The organism is Bacillus sp. ISL-34 (genome assembly GCF_018613325.1).
Taxonomy (GTDB): domain Bacteria; phylum Bacillota; class Bacilli; order Bacillales; family DSM-1321; genus Peribacillus.
The window spans coordinates 82,908-96,114 of record NZ_JAGGQJ010000031.1 but is presented as its reverse complement, the minus strand read 5'-3'; the positions used below and the strand labels follow the sequence as shown (position 1 = coordinate 96,114).

Sequence of the window (13,207 nt, the reverse complement as noted above, 5' to 3'; positions counted from 1 at the left end):
GCAACCTTTTTTAAACTATATTTCTGCTTAATTCGTCAAAAATCGCTTTTAATTGTCTTTTTTGCTCATTTAAGTCTTTTTTTCGCTAAAAAAAGATTTTTGTATTTTTGTATAATGATTATTTTTCAGGTAAATTTAACTAGTTTGAAAACCCTTTCACCTCAATCAAACTTCCAAGCTGTTAAACTCAGATTGCCATATTGAAAGCTCCTGTGCAGGAGAGCCGCTTTTTTGTTGTCATCCCCTGACCCCATTGCAATGACCAATGGAATGAAATGCTCTTTGGAAGGCACTGCTTCTGTACTGTAAGGGGCAATTTTTTCATAATTAAACAAAGATTGTAAATCCCATTTCATGATTTTCTCTTCGACCCAGTTCTCAAACTCGATTGCCCATCCTTCTGCAACATGCATATCTTTCTGAATTTGGGTGAAATTATGGACAATTCCACCGCTCCCGATAATCAGGACATTACTGTCCTTTAATTCCCTCAATGCTTTCCCAATTTCATACTGCTTGTCCAATGGCAGCGCAGGACTAATGGACATAGAGACGGTCGGGATGTCAGCTTCGGGGTACATGATATGCAAAAGCCCCCATGCTCCATGATCCAGGGGGCGCCTTTCATCAAGTTCCCCCAATACACCTATCTTGGACAATAAGGTTAAAATTCGATCTGACAGCTCAAGGCATCCCGAAGCAGGATAAGTTATCTGAAATATTTCTTCAGGATATCCTGCAAAATCATAAATGACTTCATGCTTCCCTACAGCAGAAATCATTTGATCTTCATTTTCCCAATGTGCTGACAAAATAACGATGGCAGCGGGTTTCTTCATAGCTTGCATATAATCCTTCAAAAAGGAAGTGTAGCTATTCTTTTCCAAAGCTAATAGCGGTGTTCCATGTGATAAAAACAATGATGGCATCATAGAAACGATAAATCCTTTCGCAATGTAATCTCAATACCCTATACCTTAATTTACTATAGATAAACAATGTGTTCATCAATTAAATTGCATTTTGGGGGTTGTCTCATCAATAGTATCAAAGGTATACCCTTCTTTTTTTAGGAATTTAATTATATCAGGCAATGCTTTCACTGTATTTTTCATACTATTGATATCATGCAATAAGATATTAACATGCTTTTGATTCTTCGTCCCTTTTTGTACAGCAGTAATGATTTGTTGTTCACTTATTGACGGACTGAAGCCATCTGTCGAGTCAATGGACCAATCAATGTATATATACCCTTTTTCCTTTAGTTGCTGAAGGATTCCATTGATGATGGGTTTAGTTGCAGCCTGATGACGCAGACGATTATTCGAGCCGCCAGGAAGGCGTACAATTCGGCTTTTTATCCCATACTCTTTTTGCAGCATGGTTTCAAGTCTATTCAAGTCTTGAAAGAAACTCTCAGTCGATCGATAAACGATGGAATAATCATGTGTATATGAATGAAGGGCAATCGCATGACCGCGGGAAATCATTTCCTGATAATATTCCTTTGCATATGGCTCTTCGTTGCCTTTAACGAAAAATGTGGCTTTAATATGATAGCGGTCCAAAATATCCAATATATCCATGGTATTCAAAGATGGACCGTCATCGAAAGTCAAATAAGCGATTTTCTGATTTTCCTTACTTTTTAGGAGCGGTGTCATCTCTTCAGGAACCATTGCATGTACTTGAATGTTTTGCACATCCACAACAAATAAAATAATAAAGAAAGAACCCGCCATGGAAAGAAATAATTTAAGCATATTCTTCATAGGTGTTGCATCCCCTTCCTTTTGACCATTAAGGTGTACCAATAAAGGGGTTTCATGCGCAATAAGGCAGCGGTAAAAAATACCGCTGCCTTATATTATGAATTATCGATCGACATTAAAGTAACGAGCTTCAGGATGTGCAAAAACAATGGCGGAAACGGAAGCCTCTGGTTCCATCATGAATCCTTCAGTCAATTCCACGCCAATATCTTGTGGTTGTAACAAGCGGAATAGCTTCTCCTGATCTTCCAGATTAGGACAAGCAGGATAACCAAAAGAAAACCTTTGTCCGGTGTACTTAGCGGCAAATCGCTCTTTCATGGACATTTCAATCGGATCGCTTATACCTAAATCATCCCGCATTAATTGATGAATTCTTTCCGCGAACCCTTCAGCTGTTTCGAGAGCAAGTGATTGAAGGGCGTGATTTTTCAAGAAATCACCTTCAAGCTTTAGTTTTTCTGCCCATTTCCTGATCCCTTTTCCGGCTGTAACCAGGAAGAAACCAACATAATCCATTTGCCCGGAGGAGACCGGTTTCGCGAAGTCCGCTAAGCAAAGATGCGGATTCGTATCTTGCCGGGGGAAGTCGAAAGTTTCCAAAACCTCTTGATGATTATCCGGGTTGTAAACCAATAACTTGTCCCCTTCACTTTGAGCAGGGAAAAATTGATAAATAGCATTCAAGCCGTAGTCCGGTTCCGTCTTAAGGAATTCAATCAATTCATCAACGAGGGCATTCAGCTGCACTGCCTTTTCATTGCCTTCCTTAAGCAATTCGGTAACTTTACCTTTTAGCCCCAAATGATGTCCAATCAGCATTTGCCTATTGATGTACGGCTGGATGACATCCAATGGATAGTTTTTCAGAACATGACGCTTGATATCACGCGGTTCTTTAACAGGTACATCGCTTAAAGGGGCAGCTGTGGACTGCTTCCGAACTGGTTTTTCCAGCGTGGCGGCAATGGCGGCATTCGCTTTCGACCTTTCTCGTTTCTCGACTAACTCTTCCAAGTACACCACTTTTTTGTCAGAGTCATGTAAAATATTCGTTACAGCCAAACCATCCATCGCATCTTTGGAATATAAAACCGGTCCGTCATATTCAGGTGATATTTTAAAATCGGTGAATTTACGTGATAATGCTGCCCCTCCCACTAAAATTGGGGTGTCTATTCCCGCTTGCCTTAAATCCTGTGCGGTTAAAACCATTTGCTGTGCAGATTTGACAAGTAACCCAGATAGGCCAATGATGGTTGGCTCATGTTTTCGAACCTCTTCAATGATTTGTTGCGGTGCGACTTTGATCCCCAAATCAATGACTTCATAGCCATTATTGGATAGGATGATATCGACTAGGTTTTTCCCGATATCATGCACATCTCCCTTGACAGTCGCCAAAAGGATCTTCCCTTTCTTAGCGCTATCTTCAGCGTTTTCCATTAGTGGTTCAAGGTGAGATACAGCCGCCTTCATTGCTTCAGCACTCTGAAGCACCTCTGCGACAATAAGTTGGTTGTCATTAAATAACCGACCCACTTCACTCATTCCATCCATTAATGGTCCATTGATGATTTCCAATGGGTTATCACCGCGCTCAATCGCTTCATTTAAATCATCAACCAATCCTTCTTTCGTTCCTTCGATAATATAGTTACTTAAACGTTCATCCAATGGCAGGATTACACCATTATCCTGTTTCTCTGCTTTTTTCCCACGATAAAATTCGGTAAAAATCGCTAAAGTTTCAGTTGAGGTCTCAAACAGGAGTGCCTCAGCCAATTTCACTTCCTCTTCCGGAATCAGAGCGAAACGTTCAAGTTTTTCTGTATTCACGATAGCATAATCAAGACCCGCTTTTGTACAATGGTAAAGGAAAACTGCATTTAATATTTCCCTTCCCCTCGCTGGCAGACCGAAAGAAACGTTAGAAATTCCAAGTATCGTTAGGCATTCCGGAAACTTTTCTTTAATCGCCTTTATTCCATTCACCGTCTCTAAAGCAGATCCGATATATTGTTCATCTCCTGTGCCTACAGGAAATACAAGCGGATCAAAAATGATGTCACTTTTGTTTAGGCCGTATTTATTGACGAGCAGATCCACAGACCGTGTTGCCACTTCCAATTTCCGTTCAGCATCGACTGCCATCCCAATTTCATCAATGGTTCCTACGACGACGGCAGCACCATATTGATGGACTAAGGGTATTATTTTTTCAAAGCGCTCTTCACCATCTTCAAGGTTTATGGAATTAATGATCGATTTTCCTTGTGAATGTTTTAATGCTTGTTCAAGTACGGCTTCATCCGTAGTATCGATGACCAATGGGACCTTCACTTTTTTGACGACCTCTTCTACGAATTCCTTCATATCGCCAAGCTCATCCCCATCAGGATCAGCAAGACAGATATCAATGACATGGGCGCCTTTTTTCACCTGGTTACGTGCAATTTCGGCTGCTGGCTCGTAATGCTTTCCGCGTATGAGCTCCTTGAATTTTCGGGAACCGATCACATTCGTCCTTTCACCTACGAATAAAGGACGCATTGAATCATCATAAATGAGCGGCTCTATGCCTGATACAGCATGACCATGGGCTGTTTCCGTAATTGTACGGGGCTTCATGCCTTCAAGGACCCTGGAAAGTTCTTTAATATGCTCTGGTGTCGTACCACAACATCCGCCAATGATATTGATCCATCCCTTTTCGGCAAATTGCTTCATTTTCTCTGCCAGGGAAGTAGGTGACTCATGATAGTGGCCTTCTTCATCAGGGAGCCCGGCATTCGGATAACAACTGATGGCGCTATTTGATATATCTGCAAGTGTCCTGATATGATCTATCATGAATTCCGGCCCTGTTGCACAATTTAGGCCGACAGCTACGGGCTTCATATGTTCAACCGATAAATAAAAAGCTTCTATGGACTGGCCAGCAAGTGTCGTGCCCATCGGTTCGATTGTTCCTGAAATGATGACAGGTACTTCTTTTCCTGTTTTTGCGAATGCTGCTTTGATTCCAGAAAAGGCAGCCTTGACATTAAGCATATCCTGACAGGTTTCAACCAATAGCAGGTCTACCCCACCATCCAAGAGACCCAGTGCCTGTTCTTCATAAGAATCGGTTAAAATATCAAAAGTCGTACCCCCCGTTACGGAAAGCGTTTTTGTAGTTGGGCCCATCGAGCCAGCCACATACCTCGGCCATTCAACATTCGAATACTTTTCACAAGCTTTAACGGCAAGCTCAGCTGAAATTTTATTTAGCTTGTATGCAATCGTGCTTATTTGGTATTCATCAAGAACGATGGAGGTCGCTCCAAAGGTGTTTGTTTCAATGATATCTGCACCAGCCGCTAAATATTTTTCATGGATCGATTGGATGATTTCCGGTTGCGTCAGTGATAAATATTCATTGCAGCCCTCGAATTGTTCCCCGCCAAAATCGTCTGCTGTCAAATCCTCCGCTTGAAGCATGGTTCCCATCGCCCCATCAAGAAGGAGAATCTTAGAATTTAACTGTTCTTGAATCGCTTTTTTATTCATGTACTGCCACCTCTGATGTATGTTTACTATCGACTTTTCTAATATATTTCGTAAGTTCCGCCGTCATTTCATAGCGAAGGAACGGAGTGATTAAATATATGCCCTTGAATTTTTCCCTTGCCGCGTCCACTAGCTCTCGCGCGATATTAACCCCTTCGATTCTTGACTTTACAGGGTCATCCCCCGCTAAAGCCATGGCCCTTCTTACGTTATCAGGCAATTTGATGCCGGGGATCTCATTATGGATGAATTCTGCGTTCCGGGTGCTTGTCAAGGGCATGATACCGATGAAAATCGGGGTTTCTAAATGTTTTGTAGCTTCATGTACCTCTTCAATCTGCTCCACCGAATAAATAGGCTGTGTCAAAAAGGATTGAGCACCACAGGAAATCTTCTTTTCCATTCTCAGTACGGCTTTATCCAGATATTTCACATTGGGATTAAACGCTGCCGCAATTTTAAAATTTGCCCGTTGGCCCAAACTTTGACCGGAATAGGAAAGACCTTCATTAAATTGTTTGACCATGCTTATAAGGTCAAAGGAAGATAAATCATAAACCGAAGTGGCACCCGGGAAGTCCCCTATTTTTGAAGGATCTCCGGTGATGATCAATAATTCATTAAGCCCCACCGTCTGCAGACCCATTAAATGTGACTGCAAGCCAATTAAATTTCGATCACGGCATGTTATATGCACCATCGGATTTATATTCAATTGGTTCTTCAGTAAATTAGCCAGTGCATCATTCGATATCCTTGGTGAGGCAAGTGAATTATCCGCTAATGTAATGGAATCGACCCCTGCTTTTTTCAAAACCTCAGCACCGGTCATGAAGCTCTCTATTCCCAGCTTTTTCGGTGGATCAAGCTCAACAAGGATCGTCCTTTCCGTTTTGGCCTTTTCGTACAGTGGAAGTTCCAATTCTCTATCGTTCACTTTAATTATTTCTATTTCGCGGGATTTCGTAAATTTCTCTTTTACGGGAGCAAAACTTCCGATCGCATTCTTTACAGCTTGAATATGCAGTGGAGTCGTTCCACAGCACCCGCCTATGATTGCGGCACCTTGCTCACGAAGTTCCAGGGCACTTGAACCGAAATATTCCGGCACAGCCTTATAGACGAGCCTTCCATCCACATAATCGGGGAGGCTGGCATTAGGGTATATGGCAATCGATGCTTGCTTTAACAAGCTTACTTCTTCCAAGGCCCGGATCATATGATGTGGACCAAGACGGCAATTCACCCCAACAACATCGGCACCCAATTGCTCGAGTTTTTGAAAGGCTTCATTTAAATGGATTCCATTTTGAAGATTACCCAGTTCATGCATCGAAACATTTGCGATGATCGGCAGTCCAGTTTCATTTTTAACGATTTGCAGGACGGTTTCCAGCTCTTCCAGGTCATAAAATGTCTCCAAGAGAATCCCATCAGGGTTTTCCATCAACAGACTGTATAGCTGTTCACGAAAACCCCGTTTAATCTCTTCCATGCTTAAATCCGATTTCCTGATACTCCGCTGTGCCCCTATGGTACCGAAGACATACGCCTTTCCTTTTGCCGCTTTTTTAGCAAGAATGACTCCCTGGCGGTTGATTCTGCTTACTTCATCTTCAAGTCCATACCGTTTCAATTTGTTGAAATTGGCTCCGTATGTATTCGATTGAAGGATATCTGCACCAGCTTCCAGATAGGCACGGTGGATGGACTCTATTTGATCTGGATTCGTGCAGTTCATTTCCTCATAACATTGATCGATGCCATTTGAGTACAATAAGGTCCCCATTGCCCCTTCCCCAACCAGCATTCTTTCTTTCAATTCTTTACGAAAATTCATCATTACACCCTCTCTCAAAAACAATCCTGTTTTTGTCGTATTCTATGAGTATGAGAGAAAAGAAAAAAAAACCTTCTCAAAGAAGAAGGTTTTTTGAAACATTCTCCTCATCTATCAAGCTCTGCTTGCTGGATTTAGCACCTTTGCCTAAGCTGGTTGCTGAGGTTTCTTCGGGCCAGTCCCTCCACCTCTCTCGATAAGATCCATTTATATAATTTTCACAAGATTTCAAAATTTGATTATATTTAATTTACATTAATAATCTGCCAATTTCAATACCTGATCGACATTTTTTTCACTTTTGAAAAAATCATTCAATCTTTTGCAGCTTGAACCCTCTTCAATATCCTTTGTTTCCAGTCGTCCGCTAACGAGTCCAGTGTTAGTAAAGCCTTTGCACCTTCCAGCCCATCTCGTTTATGAAGGATTACCTCTGCTGCATAATGAACTGAAATTTTTTCTTGCAAACGATCTATTAGCACGATCTCGTTATGTTTATTTATCGTTCCTTCTTGAAGTACTCTTGCAAAATAACCAGTGAAGCTCGTTTTCAGCACGAGTTCCAAAAACTTAGGTTCTTGATTGAAGTGGGAAATGGTCGAACAAGGTATCCTCCCCTGGTTAATTTGAACAATCACTTCGCCTATTTGATATATATCGCCGATATACGTGGCTTCTTCCCTCATCCCCGCTACGGTTAAATTTTCACCGAATGCCGGTATATCCAGCTTTTTAGAGAATTTTTCATTCCATAATGAATAATGCTCAAAAGGGTAAAAGCACAAAGCGCGATCAGGACCTCCATGGAACTTTACATTACCTACCCCATCACCAATTATGCCTGATTTAGTCACTGTCACACTATCATGTGCTTGTTTATCCATGGCTGAAAAGATATCGACATTCGAAAAAATTTCCTGTTTCGGCTCTCCGGCATGAAGTGATATGATTTTACCATTTTCCATTTTGCATCTTCCATTCATATTTAATTTATATCATCCTATATGTATAAATTATACTAAAAGTCCATTTTATTCTGTAGTTTTTTATAAGTATATGAAAATGAAAAAGCCACACGAGCCGTTAAGTGGGTGAAATATCATTAATTTCCAGAAAAAATTCATAGGTTAGTTTCAGTAATTTTGTTGCTATTTCAGAATTAAATATGGTAGAATATGAACACAATATATAGTCGAAAACTACAACCGTTCGCCTATATGTTGATTTTCACGATTGAATTCCTCATTGTCGCTCTTTAGGGAGCGAATTTTTTTGCCTTCATTTCCATCCATCATTTTCTTTTTATTCCAGCTCCTTACATCGCAATCCACTTACCCTTTTGTATTTTCCTTCCCTATGTAATTCTCTCCCTGTTAAGTCACTTACATTACCTTATTAGAAGCCTGATTCCTTGCTAAAAACAAGCAGAAGCCGAGCGACATCATATGTCATCCGCTCAGCTTCCTGTTTAGGCTTGTTTCTTTTTTTTCGGTGCCGCTTTCTTTCGGGTCGTCTTTTTCTTTTCCGGTTCATCATGCTTCGTACGATCAATGGATGCCTGTAATGCCTCCATTAAATCGGTAACATTGTTGGAAACTGGTTCTTTTGTTTTGGCTGTAATCGTCGTCTGTCCCGTTTTCTTTGATTCAATCAATTCAAGTAACGCGGTTCGATAGTCATCGGTGTATTTTGTCGGATCGAAAGTTGTCGTTAATTGATCTATCAATAATACGGCAGTATCGATTTCTTTTTTGACAATGGTATCATTGGCAGGGATATTCGGAACATCCGCTGTGGAACGGACTTCATCCGGATAATGAATCGTTTCCATCACCAAGGTATTATCAACGACTCGGATTACCGCCATTTGCTCTTTAGAGCGAATGATGATCTTCGCTAAACCTACCTTATTCGATTCCTTGAGGGCCTGCCTCAAAAGGGAATAAGCTTTTATCCCTCCGTCATTAGGGGACATGTAGTAGCTCCGATTGAAATAAATCGGATCTATTTCTTCAATTTTAACGAAATCCACGATTTCCACGGCTTTTTCTTCGTTTTGTTTTTTCAGTTGTTCCAGTTCATTGTCTTCCAATACAACAAACTTTCCTTTTGTATACTCAAAAGCGCGGACTATATCATCCTTCCCCACTTCTTTCTGGCATACCGGACAAACCTTTTCGTATTTAATCGGTGAATGACATTCCTTATGCAACGTCCTTAAAGAAATATCCTTATCCTCCGTTGCAGCATGAAGTTTGATCGGAATGTTCACCAAACCGAATGATATGCTCCCTTTCCACATCGTATGCATATTCGTCACCTCATAACTTATTTTTAAAGAGAAGAACAATTTTATTATTCCCCTTTGTTCAAAAAAAACCGAAAAAACAATTGCCAACTCTAACAATTCGTTTCTTTGGCAAAATAATGTTAATCAATTATTTGCGGAGGTAATACAAAAATGAAACCGATGCTGCCAACCTATTACCCCGAAGCCCCCAACTCCAAGGATTGGCGTTATGAAGTAAAATATGACGGCTTTAGGGCTATTCTAACGATAGACACGGATACCATAAGCATTTCGAGTCGGAACGAGAAGGAATTATCACCACAATTCCCAGAAATCATTGCTTACATCAAAGAACTGGACCTGGAAGATTATCTCCCGCTTCAGTTAGATGGAGAATTGGTCTGGCTTACCAATCAAGCGAAAGCAGACTTTTTTCAAATACAGTGGCGGGGACGCCTTGGAAAACAATCCTTAATATCAGAAAAAGCCCGCTTTTCCCCATGCCGGTTTATAGCGTTTGACCTGCTTCGCATAAGCGGAAAAGACTTAGCAGCTAAACCTATGGAAAAACGAAGGGAATTGATGTTGAATATGGGGGCAAAACTTGACTTTCCTATGCCGCCTGATCCCAACAATAAGGCCTTGATACAAATAATTGAGAGTTTTGACGTTTTGGATAATGCCTTGAATAAGGTCACCCTATTAGATGGCGAAGGAGTTGTCGCCAAGGAAATTCGAGGTACTTGGCAAGAAGGAAAACGTACTACATCTTGGATTAAGGTGAAAAATTGGAAGACCGTTTCTTGTTTCATAACAGCATTGCACAAAGAAAATGGTTACGTTTCCCTCGCAGTTTTCAAAGAAGGTGCCGTAACGAAAATCGGAAGTGTTAAAAATGGACTGAGTGCTCAAGATAAAAGAATATTGCATGAACTGATCAAGCAAAATGCATCAGACGAAGACGCACAATTTTTTTATATCCATCCATCCATTTGCATCGAAGTTCAATTCTTACACGTATATGAGGAAAACGAATTGCGTGAACCTCAGTTTTCGCAATGGCTTTTACAAACGACACCCGATGAATGTACTTGGGATAAATTCGTGCTAGGCCAATACACATTTCCAGATACTGTACAAATAACCTCCAGAGATAAACCGCTTTGGATAACAGAAGGTAAACAGGTGGTAAAAATTGAATACCTTCATTATTTACGGGAGGTTTCAGCTTTCTTCTTACCCTTCTTGAAAGATAAACTGCTTACGACGATCCGCTATCCTCATGGCACTATGGATAAAGAGAAGTTTTTCCAGAAAAACAAACCTGATTATGCGCCCGCCTTTATTGAAACGTTCATGGATGAGGATATCGAGTATATGCTGTGTAACGATATTGAAACGCTTCTTTGGTTTGGTAATCAGCTTGCATTGGAATTCCATGCCCCATTTCAGAAAGCGGGGAAAACAAGACCCGACGAAATCGTCCTGGACTTGGATCCCCCTTCCATCGAATTTTTCTCCTTTGCGATAAAGGCCGCACAGGAAATTAAAAAAGTGATGGAATCATTAAGGATTAAAGCTTTTGTAAAAACTTCAGGTAACAAAGGACTGCAAATTCACATTCCTCTGCCTGAAGACAGATTTACTTATCAGGAGACACGCATATTCACCGACTTTCTCGGTGACTACTTAACAAGTTCCAACCCAAATGATTTTACAACAGAAAGAATGAAAATAAATCGGCATAATCGACTTTACTTGGACTTTGTGCAGCATAGTGAAGGAAAAACCATCATCCAGCCCTATTCACCACGGGGAAATTCATTCGCGGGGGTGGCTACACCTTTGTTTTGGGAGGAAGTGGACGAAAGTCTCCAGATAAAGGACTATACGATTGAAACCATCCCAAACAGAATAAAAAGGGATGGATGTGCATTTATGGATTACAGACTTTTCGATAATGGCCCAGCCTTTTTGGAAGTATTGTCGTTTCTAAAACAAAAAAAGCCCAATATGAAGTAAACCCAAATAGTTAGACCTCCGGCGGAACGGGAGCCTCCGTCCCCATTCGCCTGCGGGGGTCTTCCCTTGGTCGTGCTTTTCCCGTAGGAGTCCCGCACACCCGTTCCAAATACTTTGTTTAAAATTTAGGTAGAACCTCTTTCGTTGACAATCTTTTTCTTAACCTCGGGTCAAAATTCAATGGGAATTTCAAAATGGGGTTCGGAATGGTATCATCCCGGATCCATCCCCTAATGTCACCGAGAATAATTTTAGAACAGCGCTTGGTTATATTCCATTTTTTTATGAAAACTCACTGGATTAAAAACAATTGGAAATACCTACTGCCGAATAACTGGCTAGCCGAGATCCCACAGACGCTTGCTTTGATGATGCTTGGCAGACAGTCGGCGGATTCAATACGTGGACCTAAATGCTCCGGAGTCCGAGTAGTGAGGTGAAAACCGAAAAAATTTGTGAACGGTCGAATAAAGCGTGGTTAAGGTCAAATTAAATCGCGAACGGTCGAATAAAGTGCGGTGAAGGTCGAATAACTGTGTGGACGGTCGAGAAAAAGCTCCGGATAACGAAAAAGTACGGCGAAGGACTAAAAAAAGTAACTTTTTTAAATAAGAAAACTGCAGGCAAACTCGCTTTTCTTCGAGTTTGCCTGCAGTCTGAGATTTCTTTATAATTTTGCTATCAAATAACTTTGCACTTCATCCTTAAGCTTGGCATATAAGCTTGTTTCCAATTCAAAATCCTCTTTTTCAAGCATTTCAAATTTTTCAGGCTGACCTAAGTCTATTTCAATCGTTACCTTGAATTCATAGGTTGCGTTCCCGATTAAATCAATTGAATACTTTTGGCTTTCTTCATCATGATGGACGACGCATTTAACTTTTCCGCCGTTATTGTAGACAGATATTTCACTTTCCAACGCGTTTAAACCAACAGAGCATGTTACTAGGCTTGAAGCCGACATCGCCGTTCCACATGCATTCGTGAAGCCTACTCCCCGTTCGAATGTTCGCACATAAATGCTCCCTGGTTCCAGCTCTTTCACAAAGCTGACATTGACACCATCAGGGAAAAGCTCATTCGGTTGATTGACCTTTGTTGAAAGTTCTTCCTGCAAATCACTTTGTAAAACATCACTATCGACGAGTGTGATCAAATGTGGATTGGGAACCGCCAATGCCGAAAATAGTAGGGTATCATGAAGTTCCGGCAATGGTTCGTTTTGCAACTGTTCTTTAGCCAATACAAGAGGTAGATCCTTCACATTAAAACTTACCGGGGAAATTTCCACCTTGAAAGTCGGAATGCCTTCATAAATATCTTCCGTTTTTTCCACGAGTAGATCTGCCTTCATCGTTTCCACGATCATTTTATCTAGCCCCAGAACGTCGTTCGCGTAACGTGCAACACAGCGAAGTCCATTGCCGCACATCGATGCTTCCGATCCATCGGCATTAAAGACACGCATCCGGCAATCAGCATGTTCACTTTTCATTACGAACAAAATACCATCCGCTCCAAGCCTCTCCCTATTGCATAGGGCCTTCGCGAAATTTTTTCGCTCTTCTTCAGTAAACGTCAGGGTTGTAGTCAATTCATCAATGATTAAAAAATCATTTCCAGAACCATGGCTTTTTAAACCTTCAATAATCATCCTGTCACATCCTCTAATATGCTGCTTGTCATTTATCATTTTTTTAATATTCTATATCATAGCATTTTCAAGAT

Annotated in this window: 8 protein-coding genes and 1 riboswitch; of the genes, 1 reads left to right on the top strand and 7 read right to left on the bottom strand. The window is 41.0% G+C overall.

The window, feature by feature from the left end; translation table 11 throughout:
- Positions 1-161 precede the first annotated feature (161 nt).
- The 6 genes from J7E52_RS20880 to ku form a co-directional block, all read right to left on the bottom strand.
- Positions 162-932 carry a dioxygenase family protein gene (locus tag J7E52_RS20880; RefSeq protein WP_214750357.1) on the bottom strand — a complete coding sequence of 257 codons (771 nt, stop codon included), beginning with the start codon at positions 930-932 and terminating at the stop codon, positions 162-164.
- Positions 933-1,007: 75 nt separating this feature from the next.
- Positions 1,008-1,775, bottom strand: coding sequence for a polysaccharide deacetylase family protein (locus tag J7E52_RS20875; RefSeq protein ID WP_214750356.1), 768 nt, complete (start codon positions 1,773-1,775; stop codon positions 1,008-1,010).
- Between the two features lie 102 nt (positions 1,776-1,877).
- Complete coding sequence (metH, locus tag J7E52_RS20870; RefSeq protein WP_214750355.1) at positions 1,878-5,327, bottom strand: methionine synthase; 3,450 nt, start codon at positions 5,325-5,327, stop codon at positions 1,878-1,880.
- Positions 5,320-7,167: a bifunctional homocysteine S-methyltransferase/methylenetetrahydrofolate reductase gene (locus J7E52_RS20865; protein ID WP_214750396.1), complete on the bottom strand. Its 1,848-nt coding sequence runs from the start codon at positions 7,165-7,167 to the stop codon at positions 5,320-5,322. The genes metH and J7E52_RS20865 overlap by 8 nt, the downstream gene beginning before the upstream one ends.
- 104 nt (positions 7,168-7,271) lie before the next feature.
- Positions 7,272-7,370: riboswitch (SAM riboswitch) on the bottom strand.
- Between the two features lie 111 nt (positions 7,371-7,481).
- A complete protein-coding gene (locus J7E52_RS20860; RefSeq protein WP_214750354.1) occupies positions 7,482-8,132 on the bottom strand; it encodes an MOSC domain-containing protein in 651 nt (216 codons plus the stop codon).
- A gap of 503 nt (positions 8,133-8,635) precedes the next feature.
- Positions 8,636-9,478 carry a non-homologous end joining protein Ku gene (ku, locus tag J7E52_RS20855; RefSeq protein WP_063234429.1) on the bottom strand — a complete coding sequence of 281 codons (843 nt, stop codon included), beginning with the start codon at positions 9,476-9,478 and terminating at the stop codon, positions 8,636-8,638.
- A 150-nt stretch (positions 9,479-9,628) separates the two neighbouring features.
- Here ku and ligD point away from each other — a divergent pair, with 150 nt between their 5' ends.
- Positions 9,629-11,479, top strand: a complete 1,851-nt coding sequence (gene ligD / locus J7E52_RS20850; protein WP_214750353.1) for a DNA ligase D — start codon at positions 9,629-9,631, stop codon at positions 11,477-11,479.
- A gap of 667 nt (positions 11,480-12,146) precedes the next feature.
- Here the strand turns inward: ligD and dapF are convergent.
- Positions 12,147-13,133, bottom strand: a complete 987-nt coding sequence (gene dapF / locus J7E52_RS20845) for a diaminopimelate epimerase (RefSeq protein WP_214750352.1) — start codon at positions 13,131-13,133, stop codon at positions 12,147-12,149.
- Between the last annotated feature and the right edge of the window lie 74 nt (positions 13,134-13,207).

Bases quoted from the DNA above. Each gene is read 5' to 3' on its own strand.
- J7E52_RS20880 (WP_214750357.1), bottom strand. From the start codon at position 932: ATGATGCCATCATTGTTTTTATCACATGGAACACCGCTATTAGCTTTG.
- J7E52_RS20875 (WP_214750356.1), bottom strand. From the start codon at position 1,775: ATGAAGAATATGCTTAAATTATTTCTTTCCATGGCGGGTTCTTTCTTT.
- metH (WP_214750355.1), bottom strand. From the start codon at position 5,327: ATGAATAAAAAAGCGATTCAAGAACAGTTAAATTCTAAGATTCTCCTT.
- J7E52_RS20865 (WP_214750396.1), bottom strand. From the start codon at position 7,167: ATGAATTTTCGTAAAGAATTGAAAGAAAGAATGCTGGTTGGGGAAGGG.
- J7E52_RS20860 (WP_214750354.1), bottom strand. From the start codon at position 8,132: ATGGAAAATGGTAAAATCATATCACTTCATGCCGGAGAGCCGAAACAG.
- ku (WP_063234429.1), bottom strand. From the start codon at position 9,478: ATGCATACGATGTGGAAAGGGAGCATATCATTCGGTTTGGTGAACATT.
- ligD (WP_214750353.1), top strand. From the start codon at position 9,629: ATGAAACCGATGCTGCCAACCTATTACCCCGAAGCCCCCAACTCCAAG.
- dapF (WP_214750352.1), bottom strand. From the start codon at position 13,133: ATGATTATTGAAGGTTTAAAAAGCCATGGTTCTGGAAATGATTTTTTA.